The organism is Luteimonas sp. RIT-PG2_3 (genome assembly GCF_054902115.1).
Map to the genome: position 1 here is coordinate 314,920 of NZ_JBUBPF010000003.1, position 15,440 is coordinate 330,359.

At 65.8% G+C, this 15,440-nt stretch carries 15 protein-coding genes and 1 tRNA gene; 5 read left to right on the forward strand and 11 right to left on the reverse strand.

Annotation, left to right across the window (positions count from 1 at the left end; translation table 11 throughout):
* Positions 1-258 precede the first annotated feature (258 nt).
* Positions 259-1,032 (forward strand): SDR family oxidoreductase, encoded by a 774-nt coding sequence (locus ACYX7E_RS06255; protein ID WP_462079871.1) that lies wholly within the window; start codon positions 259-261, stop codon positions 1,030-1,032.
* Here ACYX7E_RS06255 and ACYX7E_RS06260 read toward each other — a convergent pair.
* Positions 1,017-1,304, reverse strand: a complete 288-nt coding sequence (locus ACYX7E_RS06260) for a hypothetical protein (RefSeq protein ID WP_462079710.1) — start codon at positions 1,302-1,304, stop codon at positions 1,017-1,019. The genes ACYX7E_RS06255 and ACYX7E_RS06260 overlap by 16 nt on opposite strands.
* 29 nt (positions 1,305-1,333) lie before the next feature.
* Between ACYX7E_RS06260 and ACYX7E_RS06265 the strand changes: the two genes are divergently transcribed.
* Complete coding sequence (locus ACYX7E_RS06265; RefSeq protein WP_462079711.1) at positions 1,334-1,603, forward strand: hypothetical protein; 270 nt, start codon at positions 1,334-1,336, stop codon at positions 1,601-1,603.
* A 32-nt stretch (positions 1,604-1,635) separates the two neighbouring features.
* On the forward strand, positions 1,636-2,805 hold the full coding sequence (locus ACYX7E_RS06270) for a low temperature requirement protein A (RefSeq protein ID WP_462079712.1): 1,170 nt from the start codon (positions 1,636-1,638) through the stop codon (positions 2,803-2,805).
* Positions 2,806-3,075: 270 nt separating this feature from the next.
* Here the strand turns inward: ACYX7E_RS06270 and ACYX7E_RS06275 are convergent.
* From ACYX7E_RS06275 to thrS, 9 genes are all read right to left on the reverse strand, one after another.
* Positions 3,076-3,152: transfer RNA gene (locus ACYX7E_RS06275), tRNA-Pro, on the reverse strand.
* Between the two features lie 133 nt (positions 3,153-3,285).
* Positions 3,286-3,642: a MerR family transcriptional regulator gene (locus ACYX7E_RS06280; RefSeq protein ID WP_462079713.1), complete on the reverse strand. Its 357-nt coding sequence runs from the start codon at positions 3,640-3,642 to the stop codon at positions 3,286-3,288.
* Positions 3,635-3,937 (reverse strand): integration host factor subunit alpha, encoded by a 303-nt coding sequence (locus ACYX7E_RS06285; RefSeq protein ID WP_462079714.1) that lies wholly within the window; start codon positions 3,935-3,937, stop codon positions 3,635-3,637. The genes ACYX7E_RS06280 and ACYX7E_RS06285 overlap by 8 nt, the downstream gene beginning before the upstream one ends.
* Positions 3,938-3,977: 40 nt before the next feature.
* Positions 3,978-6,371: a phenylalanine--tRNA ligase subunit beta gene (pheT, locus tag ACYX7E_RS06290; RefSeq protein ID WP_462079715.1), complete on the reverse strand. Its 2,394-nt coding sequence runs from the start codon at positions 6,369-6,371 to the stop codon at positions 3,978-3,980.
* A 125-nt stretch (positions 6,372-6,496) separates the two neighbouring features.
* Positions 6,497-7,525, reverse strand: a complete 1,029-nt coding sequence (pheS, locus tag ACYX7E_RS06295; protein WP_462079716.1) for a phenylalanine--tRNA ligase subunit alpha — start codon at positions 7,523-7,525, stop codon at positions 6,497-6,499.
* 153 nt (positions 7,526-7,678) lie between these two features.
* Positions 7,679-8,038, reverse strand: a complete 360-nt coding sequence (rplT, locus tag ACYX7E_RS06300; RefSeq protein WP_462079717.1) for a 50S ribosomal protein L20 — start codon at positions 8,036-8,038, stop codon at positions 7,679-7,681.
* Between the two features lie 11 nt (positions 8,039-8,049).
* Complete coding sequence (gene rpmI, locus ACYX7E_RS06305; protein WP_024889803.1) at positions 8,050-8,247, reverse strand: 50S ribosomal protein L35; 198 nt, start codon at positions 8,245-8,247, stop codon at positions 8,050-8,052.
* Positions 8,248-8,646: 399 nt separating this feature from the next.
* On the reverse strand, positions 8,647-9,168 hold the full coding sequence (infC, locus tag ACYX7E_RS06310) for a translation initiation factor IF-3 (RefSeq protein ID WP_462079872.1): 522 nt from the start codon (positions 9,166-9,168) through the stop codon (positions 8,647-8,649).
* 92 nt (positions 9,169-9,260) lie between these two features.
* Positions 9,261-11,165, reverse strand: coding sequence for a threonine--tRNA ligase (gene thrS / locus ACYX7E_RS06315; protein ID WP_462079718.1), 1,905 nt, complete (start codon positions 11,163-11,165; stop codon positions 9,261-9,263).
* A gap of 810 nt (positions 11,166-11,975) precedes the next feature.
* Between thrS and ACYX7E_RS06320 the strand changes: the two genes are divergently transcribed.
* Together ACYX7E_RS06320 and ACYX7E_RS06325 are read left to right on the forward strand one after the other, a co-directional pair.
* Positions 11,976-13,565, forward strand: coding sequence for an SDR family NAD(P)-dependent oxidoreductase (locus ACYX7E_RS06320; protein WP_462079873.1), 1,590 nt, complete (start codon positions 11,976-11,978; stop codon positions 13,563-13,565).
* Positions 13,566-14,119: 554 nt separating this feature from the next.
* A complete protein-coding gene (locus tag ACYX7E_RS06325; RefSeq protein WP_462079719.1) occupies positions 14,120-14,485 on the forward strand; it encodes a DUF1428 domain-containing protein in 366 nt (121 codons plus the stop codon).
* A gap of 56 nt (positions 14,486-14,541) precedes the next feature.
* Here the strand turns inward: ACYX7E_RS06325 and ACYX7E_RS06330 are convergent, their stop codons facing one another.
* A complete protein-coding gene (locus tag ACYX7E_RS06330) occupies positions 14,542-15,417 on the reverse strand; it encodes an ABC transporter substrate-binding protein (protein WP_462079720.1) in 876 nt (291 codons plus the stop codon).
* Between the last annotated feature and the right edge of the window lie 23 nt (positions 15,418-15,440).

Sequence of the window (15,440 nt, forward strand, 5' to 3'; positions counted from 1 at the left end):
CTGGGAATTCATGGAGAAAAGGTGACAGCCGTTACGGAAACTGACTATTTCCGCCACAACACATGGCTGATCAAAAATCGTAGCAACGTCGAATAGCAAAGTATCCGGCACCTCTCATTTTGTGATTGATAATCACAAAGTCCGTCTGCACCCACTTATTCGATGAGCAAGATGTCACTGTGCCAGCCAGCGATGGCCCATCTCTCCGATCTGAGCCCGAAGATTCAAACCTCCCGACACGCCACCAAGGAGATCGCAATGGCAGACCATTCCATCAAAGGCAAGACCGTACTCATCGCCGGCGGCGCCAAAAACCTCGGCGGACTGATCGCCCGCGATCTCGCGCAGCAAGGCGCCAGGGCCATCGTCGTGCACTACAACAGCGCCAGCACCAGGAGCGACGCCGACGCGACGGTCACCGCAGTGAAGGCCGCGGGAGCCGAGGCCGTGGCGATCCAGGCAGACCTGACGACAGCCAGCGCGATCGAGAAGCTGTTTGCCGACGCCATCGCAGCAGTGGGCAAGCCGGACATCGCCATCAATACCGTTGGCAAGGTGCTCAAGAAACCAATGGCCGACATCAGCGAAGCCGAGTACGACGAGATGACGGCCGTCAATTCCAAGACCGCCTTCTTCTTTCTCAAGGAAGCCGGCAAGAATCTCAACGACAACGGCAAGATCTGCACCGTAGTGACGTCCCTGCTGGGCGCCTTCACGCCATTCTACGCTGCCTATGCCGGCACCAAGGCGCCGGTCGAGCACTACACGCGGGCAGCGTCCAAGGAGTTCGGTGAGCGCGGCATCTCGGTGACTGCGGTCGGTCCAGGCCCGATGGACACATCGTTCTTCTACCCGGCCGAAGGCGCCGATGCAGTGGCCTATCACAAGACGGCGGCGGCGCTCTCTGGCTTCAGCAAGACCGGCTTGACCGACATCGTGGACGTCGTGCCCTTCATTCGCCACCTGGTCAGCGACGGATGGTGGATCACCGGCCAGACCATCCTGATCAACGGTGGCTACACGACCAAGTAGTCCTGCCCGGGGATGAGCGGCACGGCCGCTCCCACGGTGCCAAGAAGGGGCGAAACCGGGTCGACAGCCCGCCGTTCTGCAGTGTCGACGACAGCAGGCTGGATAAGCACTACGCCAAGGATGGCTTCGATGCGTTCGGCAATACCAAGGCCTTGCTGATCGACAATCCGGATCTCGACATTGATGTCTTTCTGCCCTATACCGGCAAGGACATCGCGAATCACCTGACCGTCATCTCCTGACGGCGCAAGCGGCCATTCCCACACCTCCACGCTCCCTCCAGAATCTTGAGGAAACAGACATGCACGTGCTGATGGTGATTGCAGGCGGTGTCGTGTTACTGGGCGTCTTCCTGCTATTTGGCAAGCTCTGGGGCGGCGACGCCGCTGGCATCACGATGGCCATCAAGGTCTTCATTCCCGTGTGGCTGCTCGTCTCGATCGCCAATCTGTTGGTTGGCGTGATGCACGCCGGCTACAGCGTGCGCGAGGAGCTGCCGATCCTGTTGATCGTCTTTGTAGTGCCGGCCGCGGTGGCGGCGCTGGCCCTCTGGTGGTTCGTCCGTCCATGATGGGCGAACGTCCGACGCGGCCGGGGGAACCCATGTCGCATCCGCTTCTGCGGCACCGCGACGGCCATCATGCGCGGGTAACCTACGAAGAGTTGTTCTTCGACCTGGTCTACGTCTTTGCGGTAACCCAGCTCAGCCACAAGCTGCTGCACAACCTCACTGCCATAGGCGTGATCGAGACGTTGATCGTGTGGTTCGCTGTCTGGCTTGGCTGGCAGTACACCTGCTGGGCCACCAACTGGTTCGATCCCCAGAAACCCCGCATCCGCGGCATGATGTTCGCGGCCATGCTGCTCGCCCTGGTGATGGCGTCGAGCATTCCGCAGGCCTTCGGCGACCGCGGACTGGTATTCGCGGGCGCCTATGTCGCCATGCAGGTTGGTCGAACAGCGTTCATCGCACTGCAACTGCCTGCGGACCACCCGCTGGCGCCGAACTATCGGCGCATGCTGGGCTGGGTGTCGGTCGCGGCGGTGTTCTGGATCGCCGGCGGCCTGGCGAACCCCGAGACACGGGCACTGTTCTGGTTGGTAGCTGTCCTGTGCGAATACGTCTCCCCGATGTTCGGCTTCGCCCTGCCTGGCATGGGGCGATCAAGAACCGGGGACTGGACGATCGAGGGCGGGCATCTGGCAGAGCGCTGCCAGCTCTTTGTCATCGTCGCCCTCGGCGAGACTGTGCTCGCCAGCGGTGCCAGCCTCGCCAATGCTGAGCTCTGGACGCCCGCGGTGCTGCTGGCGTTCCTGTCCACGTTCATCGGCACCCTGGCCATGTGGTGGCTGTACTTCGGCACATCGAGCAGAGATGCCACCGCCGTCATCACGCGATCCGGAGATCCCGGGCGCATCGGCGCCTATTTTCATTACGCCCATGCGATCCTGATCGCCGGCGTCATCGCCACCGCGGTCGGCAATGACCTGGTGCTGGCCCATCCGCACGCAGGCCCGGCCGTGGCCCAGCTCGCCATCCTGCTGGCCGGCCCGGCGCTCTATCTACTGGGCAGCGCCGTGTACAAGCGCGTCGTCTATGGCGTGCTGCCCGCGTCCCATCTCGCGGGCGTGCTGATGCTGCTGGCGCTGGTGCCCGTGGGTCTGACTGCCGACACCCTGGTCCTGGGCTGGCTGACCACAGGGGTCGTGCTGGTGGTGAGCTTCTGGGACACGCATCGGGTGCGTGTGGACCGTCCGGATACGCGATCATGAGCATCGGACGCTGCCTCAATTGAATCGGGCGATGATCTAGCTCCGAGCGCTGTGGAAGATACGGAGACCGTCGTGCCCTTCTTGGCGCACCACGTGGCCGACTGATTCAGTCAGGATCTGGCCTTCGAGCGTCGGTGTCGCGACCGCTTCCTTCAGGCTGCGCCTGTCGATTGCAGGACGTCGCATAGGATTTGCTTGGACACTGAAGTACAAAAGCCTCTGATTTCCCAGAGGCTTTTGGTCTTTCTCGTCCATTGCTGGACTGCTGTTTGGTCGGGGTAGCCGGATTTGAACCGACGACCACTTGTCCCCCAGACAAGTGCGCTACCAGGCTGCGCTATACCCCGGAAAAAGCTGGCCCGGCTGCAGAACCGATGCAGGCGGGCGGGTGTTGCTGAAGCGGCGTGATTATACCGGTTTCTCCGGCTGCCGCCGAGCTTGCTTGCTGAACGCGGCAAGGCCGGTCCGGCACGTCGATTCTCAGCGCTTGAGCAGTTGCAGGACTTCTTCCAGCTCCATGCGGACCTGCTTGACGATCTGGTTGCTGAGCGCGGATTCCTGCTTGGCGCCCTCGCCTTCCAGGCGCAGACGGGCGCCGCCGATGGTGTAGCCCTGTTCGTACAGCAGGCCGCGGATCTGGCGCACCATCAGCACGTCGTGGCGCTGGTAGTAACGGCGGTTGCCGCGACGCTTGACCGGCTCCAGGCTCGGGAACTCGGTTTCCCAGTAACGCAGCACGTGCGGCTTGACGTCGCAGAGCTCGCTGACTTCGCCGATGGTGAAGTAACGCTTGGCCGGGATCGGTGGAAGTTCGCGGTTGCTGCCCGGATCAAGCATGGACGGCTCCTGCGTAGGCTTCGACGCGTTCCTTCAGTTTCTGGCCCGGCCGGAACGTCACCACGGTGCGTGCGGAGATCGGGATCTCTTCGCCGGTCTTGGGGTTGCGTCCGGGGCGCTCGTTCTTGCGGCGCAGTTCGAAGTTGCCGAAACCCGACAGCTTGACCTGGCGGCCCTGTTCGAGCGACTCGCGCAGCGCATCGAAGAACGCATCGACGAATTCCTTCGCCTCGCGCTTGTTGAGGCCGACTTCCTCATACAACTTCTCGGCCATCTCCGCCTTGGTCAACGCCATGCTGTTCCCCCGTCCTTCTTCCGCGCCTGCGTGTGCAACGTCATCCCCGGATCCTGGCGCCGTGGTCGCGCGCCAAAGTCTCGATCACCCGAGCGACGACGACATCCACATCGGGGTCGGTCAGAGTGCGGGAATCCTCCTGCAGAATCAAGCCCATGGCGAGACTCTTGAACCCTGGTTCGACCCCCTTGCCTGCGTAACGGTCGAACAGCCTCAGGCCGGTCAGCAACGGACCGGCCGACGCCCGGATCGACGCCTCCAGTTGCGCCCAGCCCACGGCCTCGGGCACGACAAACGCGAGGTCGCGGCGGACCGACGGGAACTTCGACAACGGCCGCGCCAGCGGCAGCGGACGCTGCTGCAGCGGCGCGAGATCGAGCTCGAATGCGATCACATCGACATCCAGGTCCAGCGCGCGCGCCAGCCGGGGATGCAGTTCGCCGATCCAGCCCAGCCGCAGCTCGTTGCCGTCGGCATCGCGGCGCAGCACATCGGCCGAACGTCCCGGGTGCCCCATCGGCGCAGCCGACGGACGGTAGACCAGTTCGGCCCCCGCGCAGGCCGCCAGGCTGTCGAGGTCGCCCTTGAGGTCGTGGAAGTCGACGGCGCGCGCAGGCACGCCCCACTGCTCGCTGACCACCGGACCGCAGACCGCGCCGGCGATGCGCACGGTCTCGACCGGCGCCTCGCCCTGGCCCCTGGCCGCCGAGAACACGCGTCCGATCTCGAACAGGCGGATCCGCGACTGCTGGCGCGCGGCATTGCGGCGCAGTGCGTCGACCAGGCCGGGCAGCAGCGAGGTCCGCATGATCGCCAGTTCGGCGCTGAGCGGATTCGCCAGCGGCACGCTGTCGGCGTCCAGCGACCACAACTGCAGCCACTGCGCATCGACGAACGCGAAGTTCACGGTCTCGTAGAAGCCGCGCGCGACCAGTTGCCGGCGCAGGCCGGACTCGGGGACCTGCAGCTCGCTGGGCGACGCCAGGCGCGTGCCGCCACCGGGCAGGGTCGTCGGGATCGCGTCGTAACCATGGATGCGCGCGATCTCTTCGATCAGGTCTTCCTCGATCGCCAGGTCGAAGCGGCGCGCCGGCGGCGTGACCTGCCAGCCATCGGCCTGCACGACCACCGCCAGCCCCAGCGCGCGCAGGATGCGCTCGACGTCGGCATCGGCGACCGCCAGGCCGAGCACGCGCGCCAGCCGCGCGCGACGCAGCACGATCGGCTGCGGCTGCGGCAGGTGCGCGGGCAGCACGGCTTCGCTGACCGGACCCGGCGCACCGCCGGCGATATCGACGATCAGCCGCGTCGCCAGCTCGATCGCAGCCGCCGGCAATTCGGGATCGACGCCACGCTCGAAGCGGTGCGCGGCGTCGGTGTGCAGGCCGAGCTTGCGGCTGCGGCCGATGATCGCGTCGGGCGCGAAATGCGCCGACTCCAGGAACACGTTGCGGGTGGCGTCGGTGACGCGGGTGTCCATGCCGCCCATCAGGCCGGCCAAGGCGACCACGCGATCGGCATCGGTGATGGCGAGGAATCCGCTGTCGAGCGCGGCTTCGCGGCCATCGAGCAGGGTGACGGTCTCGCCATCGCGCGCGCGGCGCACGCCGATCGGGCCCTTCAGGGTGTCGCGGTCGAAGGCGTGCATCGGCTGGCCCAGCTCCAGCATCACGTACTGGGTCACGTCGACCAGCAGGCTGACGGGGCGCACGCCGCTGCGGCGCAGGCGCTCGGCCAGCCAGATCGGGGTGGCGCGCATGGCGTCGACGCCTTCGATGACACGACCGAGGTAACGCGGGGCGTCGGCACCGGCATCGAGTTCGATCGGCAGGGTCGCGTCGATGACGGCCGCCACCGGCGCCGCTTCCAGTGCGTTGACCTGGCTGCCGAAGGCCGCCGCGACGTCGAACGCGATGCCGCGCACGCTGAAGCAGTCGGCGCGGTTGGGCGTCAGCTTGAGTTCGATACTGGCATCGGGCAGGCCGAGGTAGCCGGCCAGCGGTGCACCGATCGGTGCGTCGTCAGGCAGTTCCAACAGGCCCGAGGCGTCGGCATCAATGCCCAGCTCCTTGGCCGAGCACAGCATGCCGTTGGATTCGACGCCACGCAGCTTGGCGGCCTTAATCGTCAGCGTGCCGACCGTCGTGCCGATGGTCGCCAGCGGCGCGACCAGGCCCGGACGCGCATTGGGCGCGCCGCAGACGATCTGCAGCAGCGCGGGACCACCGGCATCGACCTGGCAGACCTGCAGGCGATCGGCTTCCGGATGCTTGTCCGCCGACACGATGCGCGCGACCACGACGCCATCGAGCGCTTCACCCAGCGGCTGCAGTTCATCGACCTCGAGGCCGATCGCGGTCAACGTCGCGGCGAGCTGCTCGCGCGTGGCGTCGGTGGTGACATGCTGGCGCAACCAGTTTTCGGAGAATTTCATGGTTCGTGGTCCGTAGGGCGGGTCTCGACCCGCCATTGCAAAGCATCGGTGTTTATCGAGCGTCCGGACGGATATCCGTCCAACCGCGTCCCATCAAGCACAACAGCGCAGGGTCGAGACCCGGCCTACGCGAACTGTTTCAGGAAACGCAGATCGTTCTCGAAGAAGGCGCGCAGGTCATTGACGCCATAACGCAGCATCGCGAAACGCTCGACGCCAAGGCCGAACGCGAAGCCGGTGTAGCGCTCGGGATCGATGCCCACGGCTTTCAGCACGTTCGGGTGGACCATGCCGCAGCCCAGCACTTCCAGCCAGCGCGTGCTGCCGTCGGGCTGCTGCCAGGCGATGTCGACCTCGGCGCCGGGCTCGACGAACGGAAAGTAGCTGGGCCGGAAGCGCATTTCGAAGTCGCGCTCGAAGAACGCGCGCACGAACTCGCTCAGCGTGCCCTTGAGGTCGGCGAAGGTGGCGTGCTCGTCGACCAGCAGGCCTTCGACCTGGTGGAACATCGGCGAATGCGTCTGGTCGGAATCGGAGCGGTAGACCTTGCCGGCGGCGATCATGCGCAGCGGCGGCGCGCCACCGCTCTCGAGAAGCCGCGTCATGTAGCGCACCTGCACCCCGGACGTGTGCGTGCGCAGCAGGCGGCCGACGCCGCCGGCGGTGTCGCCGGGCAGGTAGAAGGTGTCGTGCATCGCGCGCGCGGGATGGTGCGGCGGGAAGTTCAACGCTTCGAAGTTGTGCCAGTCGTCCTCGATCTCGGGACCATCGGACAGTTCGTAACCCAGCCTGCCGAAGATCTCGGCGATGCGCTCGAGCGTATGGCTGATCGGATGCACGCCGCCACGGTCCGGGTCGCGACCCGGCAGGCTGACGTCGATGGTTTCCGACGCCAGGCGCGCATCCAGCACGGCGTCGTCGAGCGCGGTCTTGCGCGCCGACAGCGCATCGCCGATCGCGTCGCGGGCGCGGTTGATCGCTTCGCCGGCCGCCTTGCGCTGGTCGCCGGGCAACTGGCCCAGCGCCTTCAGCTGCGCGGTAATGCTGCCCTGCTTGCCGAGCAGGCCCACGCGCAGGCCCTCCAGCGCCTCGGGCGTGGCGGCCGCGGCGATGTCGGCCAGCGCCTGTTGGGACAACGACTCGATCTCGCTCATCTCAATGCATTCCGTAGGTCGCGTCGCGTTGCGGAAAGCCGCATGCACTTCCGTCCAGCGCCGCAAAAAAACAAATGGGGAAGGACTTGCGCCCTTCCCCATGCGTTGAAGCGTACTCCCGGCGATCGTGAGGCGATCACCGGGGCATGTACATCAAGCTGCGAGCGCGCCCTTTGCTTTTTCAGCCAGGGCCGCAAAACCGGCCGCATCGTGCACGGCGATATCGGCCAGCACCTTGCGATCCAGGGTAATGCCGGCCTTCAGCAGGCCGTTCATGAAACGGCTGTAGCTCAGGCCGTTGATGCGGGCAGCCGCGTTGATGCGGGTGATCCACAGCGAACGGAAATTACGCTTCTTCTGCTTGCGGCCGATGTAGGCGTATTGCTGCGCCTTGATGACAGCCTGCTTGGCAGCGCGGAAGACCTTGCGACGGGCGTTGTAATAGCCCTTGGCGAGGTTCAGAACTTTCTTGTGGCGGCGACGCGCCTGTACACCACGTTTGACTCGAGCCATGGTCTAGGTCCTCAGAGATAGGGAAGCATGCGGTCCAGACGGCCCGCGTCCTCGGCACGAACATGGTTCGTCTGCCGCAGGTTGCGCTTCCGCTTGGTCGCTTTCTTGGTGAGGATATGGCTGCGATTGGCGTGGCCGGCCTTGTACTTGCCGGACGCCGTCTTACGGAAGCGCTTGGCCGCGCCCCGATGGGTCTTGATCTTGGGCATTGCGATGTCCTTGACGGTTTTCTAATACTGGCCCGGGCGGTGGCCTCCACATCCCGAAGGACGCTGCCACGCTTTCCATCCTGCCCCTGCCGGCTTGTAAGTCACTGACCTGCCTCGAAAAAGGCAGCATCACGACGGGTTCCAAAGGTGTAACCAACAACAACCCCGGCGAACCGGGCCGGCCATTATGCCGGGATCGGGTTTTGCTTGCAAATCATCAGCTTGCCGGCACGCATCCAAGGCATCGGCGCGGGCACGCGAACGGCCCCGCCATCCGGTGCAGGCCAGCGCCAAGCCGCCACCGCCGAAACGGCGGAAGCGCAGGACCCTCCGACCATGCCCTCCCACGCAGGCGCGGGAGGGGGCGAGGGACGCGTCAGCGGCCAATGGCCGCCGGCATCACTTCTTCTTCGGCGCGATCATCATGACCATCTGCCGGCCTTCAAGGCGCGGACGCGATTCGATCACGATGTCCTCGCCCAGGTCCGCCTCGATGCGCGAGGCCATCTCGCGACCCAGTTCCTGATGGCTCATCTCGCGACCACGGAAACGGATGTTGACCTTGACCTTGTCGCCTTCCTCAAGGAAGCGACGCATGTTGCGCAGCTTGATCTGGTAGTCACCCTCGTCGGTGACCGGCCGGAACTTGAGTTCCTTGATCTCGACCTGCTTGGTCTTCTTCTTGGCCTCGTTGGCCTTCTTCTGCTGTTCGAACTTGAACTTGCCGAAGTCCATGACCTTGCAGACCGGCGGATCGGCATTGGGCTGGATCTCGACAAGATCCAGGCCCTCGCTTTCCGCCAGTTCCAAGGCCTCGTCGCGAGACAACACGCCGATCATTTCGCCGTCGGAACCAATCACGCGCACGCGCGGCACGCGGATTTCGTTGTTCCGACGATTCTGTTTTTCAGGGGTGCTAATACTGCATTCTCCAGAGTGATTTGAACCGGCTGCTCGTCAGCGGCCGGAGCATCCGCGGCAGGCCGGACCCCCGGCATGCCACGTTGACAACATCATGCTGCGCGCTCTTCACCCAAGCGTGAGACGAAGTCCTCGAGCGACATTGTGCCAAGGTCTTCGCCTGAACGCGTGCGTACGGCGACGACGCCGTTTTCCTTCTCGCGGTCCCCCACCACGAGCAGGTACGGCACCCGCTGCAGCGTGTGCTCGCGGATCTTATAGCCGATTTTCTCGTTCCGCAAATCAGCCGAAACCCGGAACCCTTGATTTGCAAGGGATTTCCGGACGCCGTCGACGTAATCGGCCTGCGCATCGGTGATGTTCATCACAACCGCCTGGACCGGGGCCAGCCAGGCCGGGAAGGCGCCGGCGTGGTGCTCGATCAGGATGCCGATGAAGCGCTCCATGGAGCCGACGATGGCGCGGTGCAGCATGACCGGGGTGCGCTTCTGGCTGTGTTCGTCGACATATTCGGCGCCCAGGCGGCCCGGCATCATGAAATCGACCTGCATCGTGCCCAGCTGCCAGGTCCGGCCGATGGCGTCCTTGAGGTGGTATTCGATCTTGGGACCGTAGAAGGCGCCCTCGCCCGGCAGTTCCTGCCATTCCACCCCGCAGGCCCCCAGCGCCGAGCGCAGCGCGCCCTCCGCCTTGTCCCAGGTGGCGTCGTCGCCGAGGCGGGACTCCGGGCGCAGCGCGATCTTGATCTGGATGTCGCTGAAACCGAACTCGGAGTAGACCTTCAGGGCCTGCTGGTGGAACGCGGTGACCTCGGCCTCGATCTGGTCTTCGGTGCAGAACACATGCCCATCGTCCTGGGTGAAACCGCGCACGCGCAGGATGCCGTGCAACGCGCCCGACGGCTCGTTGCGGTGGCAGGACCCGAACTCGCCATAGCGGATCGGCAGATCGCGGTAGCTGTGCAGGCCCTGGTTGAAGACCTGGACGTGGCCGGGGCAGTTCATCGGCTTCACCGCATAGGTCCGCTTCTCGGACTCGGTGAAGAACATGTTGTCCTTGTAGTTGTCCCAGTGGCCGGATTTCTGCCACAGGCTGACGTCCAGGATCTGCGGGCAGCGCACTTCGCCGTAACCGGTATCGCGGTAGACGCGGCGCATGTATTGCTCGACGACCTGCCAGATCGCCCAGCCCTTGGGATGCCAGAACACCAGACCCGGCGCTTCTTCCTGCAGGTGGAACAGCTCCTGCTGCTTGCCGATGCGGCGATGGTCGCGCTTCTCGGCTTCCTCGATGCGCTGGATGTAGGCCTTGAGCTGCTTGGCATCGGCCCAGGCGGTGCCGTAGATGCGCTGCAGCTGCTCGTTCTTGGAATCGCCACGCCAGTACGCGCCGGAGATGCGCGTCAGCTTGAAGGCCTTCAGGAAACGCGTGTTGGGCACGTGCGGGCCACGGCACATGTCGACGTATTCCTGGTGGTGATACAGGCCCATCGCAGTGACTTCGGGACCCATGTCGTCGATCAGGCGCAGCTTGTAGTCCTCGCCGCGAGCCTTGAACGTCGCCACGACTTCGTCGCGCGGGGTCATCTTCTTGACCACATCGTATTCGCTGTCGATCAGCTCGCCCATGCGCTGCTCGATCGCCGCCAGGTCCTCGGGCGTGAACGGGCGCTCGGACCAGATGTCGTAATAGAAGCCCTCGTCGATGACCGGGCCGATCACCATCTTGGCGTCCGGGTACAACTGCTTGACCGCGTGTCCGACCAGATGGGCACAGGAGTGGCGGATGATCTCGACGCCCTCGGCATCCTTCGGGGTCAGGATCTGCAACGTGGCATCGCGGTCGATGATGTCGGAGGCGTCGACCTGGCGGCCGTCGACCTTGCCGGCGACGGTGGCCTTGGCCAGGCCGGGACCGATTGACTGGGCAACCTCCATCACCGAGACGGGATGGTCGAATTCGCGGCGGCTGCCGTCCGGGAGCGTGATCGTGATCATGGGCATCTGCAATCTGGAGGACGGCCGTCGGGAAACGGGCCGTGGGATGGAACGGGAAGCGCGCGCAAGCGCGGGGGAAAGGTTCGACAGCGGAAGGAGGCCGGGCCAGGCAACAAAAAAGCGCCTTGCGGCGCCCGGAGGGTCCGGTTCCGCTGGGACAGACATCAATGGGCGGTGGTAGTGCTCATGTCGCACGCTCGGCCGGCGTTGCCGCGGGCCACCTTGCGGGGAAGGGGATGCGGCAGATTCTAGGCCTTGTGCGGGCGCTTGGGTAGTTTGCCGGCCGCCTCGGCCCCCGCGTGCCCTGCCGCCAGGCGCTCCCGGCAGGCGACGCGGACGCCATCCCACCGCTCCTGCACGAACTGCCAGCGCCCCTGTTACAGACATTTGCCGTCCCGCCAGCGGAAGCAGCGGGCAGCCCGATTGCCGCGTCGGCCGGGCGAGCCGTAGCTGGCCGCCTGACTGGTCGGGCTGGCGGCCGCTGCTCTGGAGAGGGCGTAGCGAACCCGATGCCGGGACCGCCATCCGCACGGGACATGCCGGAAACCCGCGCGTCGGCGACAATACGCGGTCAGGTGGCCGACACCGGCCCGGTTGGGAGGCCTCCCGGCGGTATCGCGGCAGCGCGTGTCCAGCGCGCGCCACGCCGCCGACCCGCGCCCCCGACGGTGGCAGAGGTCCGTGCCGGGACGTCCGAACGCTCCCTGGCGCGTGCCCGCTGTCACCCGCCCTTCCCCCGCCTGTCTACCTGCCTGTTCAAACTGCCCCTCGTCGTCGCCCTCCTCCCGGATATCCGTTTTGAACGCTCCCATCGACACCGCGCCCGCCTCCTCCCCCGACAACACGTCACTGTCAGAACGCGTGCGCATCGCGCTGTCGCTGCTGGAGGACATCCGCGCCGATCGCCGGCTGCTCGACAGCCTGCCCGACGACCAGCGCGAGCGCCTGCACGTCGCCATCGCCGAGGTCCACCACCCCGAGCCCAAGGCGCGTCGCAAACAGCTCAAGGCCGAAGCACGCGAGCGCCACCAGGAGAAGGTCCGCAAGACCGAGGCGCTGCTCGACCAGACCGGCATCCGCACGCTGCGGCGCAAGCCGGTGTTCACGACACCCAACTATTTCCCGCCGCAGGCGCCAGGCCAGCACGATCCACGCAACGCCGCGACCGAGGCGCTGGCCTACCAGACGTCCCCGGAGCTGCTGCATTGCTATGTCTGCAAGCAGAAGTACACGCAGGTCCACCACTTCTACGACCAGTTGTGCCCGACCTGCGCCGAACTGAACTTCTTCAAGCGCACCGAGACCGCCGATCTCAGCGGCCGCGTCGCGCTGCTGACCGGCGGTCGCGTCAAGATCGGCTACCAGGCCGGACTCAAGCTGCTGCGCGCCGGCGCCACGCTGATCGTCACCACGCGCTTCCCGCGCGATTCCGCCGCGCGTTATGCGCAGGAAACGGACTTCGCCGACTGGGGTCATCGCCTGGAAGTGTTCGGCCTCGACCTGCGCCACACGCCGAGCGTCGAGGCGTTCTGCCAGCAACTGCTGGCCACGCGTGAACGGTTGGACTTCATCATCAACAACGCCTGCCAGACCGTGCGCCGCCCACCCGCGTTCTACGCACACATGATGGCCGGCGAGACTGCTGCCGTGCAGGAGTTGCCCGAGCACGTGCGCAAGCTGGTCGGCAACTACGAGGGCCTGCGCAGCATCGACCTGCTGCCGGGCGGCGCCTCTCCGGCGCTGGTCGAACGCGGCCAGTCCGCGACCGATGCCGCTGGCCTCGTGCGCGCGGCCGAGCTGTCGCAGGTGCCGCTACTGGCCGACGAGCTGCTGGGCCAGACGCACCTGTTCCCCGAAGGCCGGCTCGACCAGGACCTGCAGCAGGTCGACCTGCGCGGACGCAATTCGTGGCGCCTGCAGATGGACGAGGTGCCGTCGGTGGAGCTGCTGGAGACGCAACTGGTCAACGCGGTCGCGCCGTTCGTCATCAATGCGCGGCTGAAGCCGTTGATGCTGCGCACGCCAGCCGGCCAGCCACAGGAGCGCGACAAGCACATCGTCAACGTCTCCGCCGTCGAAGGCCAGTTCTACCGCAACTTCAAGACCACCAAGCATCCGCACACCAACATGGCCAAGGCCGCGTTGAACATGATGACGCGCACCTCGGCCGCCGATTACCACGGCGACGGCATCCACATGAACTCGGTCGATACCGGCTGGGTCACCGACGAGGATCCGGTCGAGATCGCCGCGCGCAAGATCGTCGAAGAACGCTTCCACCCGCCGCTCGACATCGTCGATGGGGCCGCGCGCATCGTCGACCCGATCATCCACGGCATCAACACCGGCGAGCATGTCTGGGGGCAGTTCCTGAAGGACTACGCACCGACGGACTGGTGACAAGGCGACGCGGGCGAACGCGTCGCCCGCCATCCATCGGCAGTCTTTATCCGCGCGCGACGCGACGTCGCTTCGGTGCGTTGACCGCAGCCGCCTTGTCCACCGGAACCTCAACCTCCCTCGTCGCCGATGCCACGGACGCGGCGTCACGATCGCCCAGGTGCTCGACCGTATCGGCCAATGAGCTCACCCAGAGGATCTGCGCGTCTGGCCGCGCGCGGCTGGACGGCGCCCGACATCCGTAAACTCATGCGCGAGAACTGGCTGTGAGTCCACGAGCAGGTCTGGGACCTTTGAACCTTGCGCGCCGCCACCGGCATCGGGGCACGCTGAGCGACGACGCCCGCCCGGCCGGCCGTCTTCAAATCCGTGGGCCACGCCGCCTGGGACCTGGCCGCCGCGCGCGTACTGCTTGCTGCACACTGAGTCCTGCAGCGCGCGCAGGCACCCGGTCGAGCCGCAGGCTGCACCAGGTATCGAACCATTCAGCGGAGCCTGTCGATTCCAGCCCCCCGCAGTCGTCGTTGCAGGCCATTCCACCCAAGGAGACAGCCATGAGCTATATCGACGGATTCGTGATTGCCGTGCCGACCGCCAACAAGGACAAGTTCATCGCCCACGCGCGCGAGGGCGATGCCGTATTCATGGACTTTGGCGCCCTGCGCGTCGTCGAGTGTTGGGGCGACGATGTGCCCCCCGGTAAACAGACCGACTTCCAGCGCGCGGTGCAGGCCAAGGCCGACGAGACCGTGGTGTTTTCATGGATCGAGTGGCCCGACAAGGCCACGCGCGACATCGGCATGAAGAAGATGATGGACGATCCGCGCATGGACCCGACAAACAACCCGATGCCGTTCGATGGCATGCGGATGATCTTCGGCGGATTCGCGCCGGTCGTGGAACTCGGCGGAACACCCTGAAGCACAGGGCGTCGCCTGCCGACCGCCGCGGCCGGTCGCGGCCCGCACCGGCTGTGTCAACGGTACAGGGCTTCGTAGCCTTCCGCGTCCACCCGCGACAGTCCCATCGCGTCGAACTGCGCCCACATCGCGCGCCAGCGGCCGGCGTCGCGACGCACCGGGCTAACCAGTCGCGGGCAGGTGTCGGCGATGATCGCGTCCATCAACGCGCTGGCCGTTTCGCCGCTGTGCGCATACCACAGCCGCGCCGCCTGCGTGGGATCGTCGCGACACAGGGCCGCGCCACGCGAGATCAGATCCGTCACCGTCGCGACGACCTGCGGGTGCTCGGCCAGGAATGCGCTGCCGGTGAACAGTTCCAGGGCCGAGAAATTCTGCAGGCCGGTATCGCCGCTGGCGATGAACGCTGCATCGACGCCGAGCATGCGCGCTTCCACGCCCTCGAAGTTGGCGAAGCACAACCAGGCGCCATCGTAGCCCTGCTGCAGGTTCTGCAGATGCGCGAAGCCGGCGCTTTCGATGACCACCTGCGCCTCGTCGAAGTCGGCGCCCTGCTGGCGGCACCAGCGCGCCAGGATCTCGATCGCGATCGCATCGGTCACGCCCCCTGCAACCGGCGACGCCAGGCGGACACGCCCGCCGTCCAGCAGGCGGCGCCCGGCACTGCGATCGAGCAGGATGCCGCCATCGGTCTCGAAGAAGCAGCCCAGCGCAGACAGCCCGTTGCGCGCCTCGTCGATCATGTGCAGCGGCTCGTTGCAGGAAAACGCGATCTCACCGCTGGCGGTCGCTGCCAGGCCGTCGTAATGGTCATCGGGCACGACCAGTTCCAGCGACAGGCCCGCCTCGCGATACCAGCCAAGTTCGATGCCAGCGATCATCGGCAGGTGATCGGGATTGAGGAACCATTCGAGGCCGAGCTGCAACTTCATGCGGGTGTTTTCCTGCGGGAGGG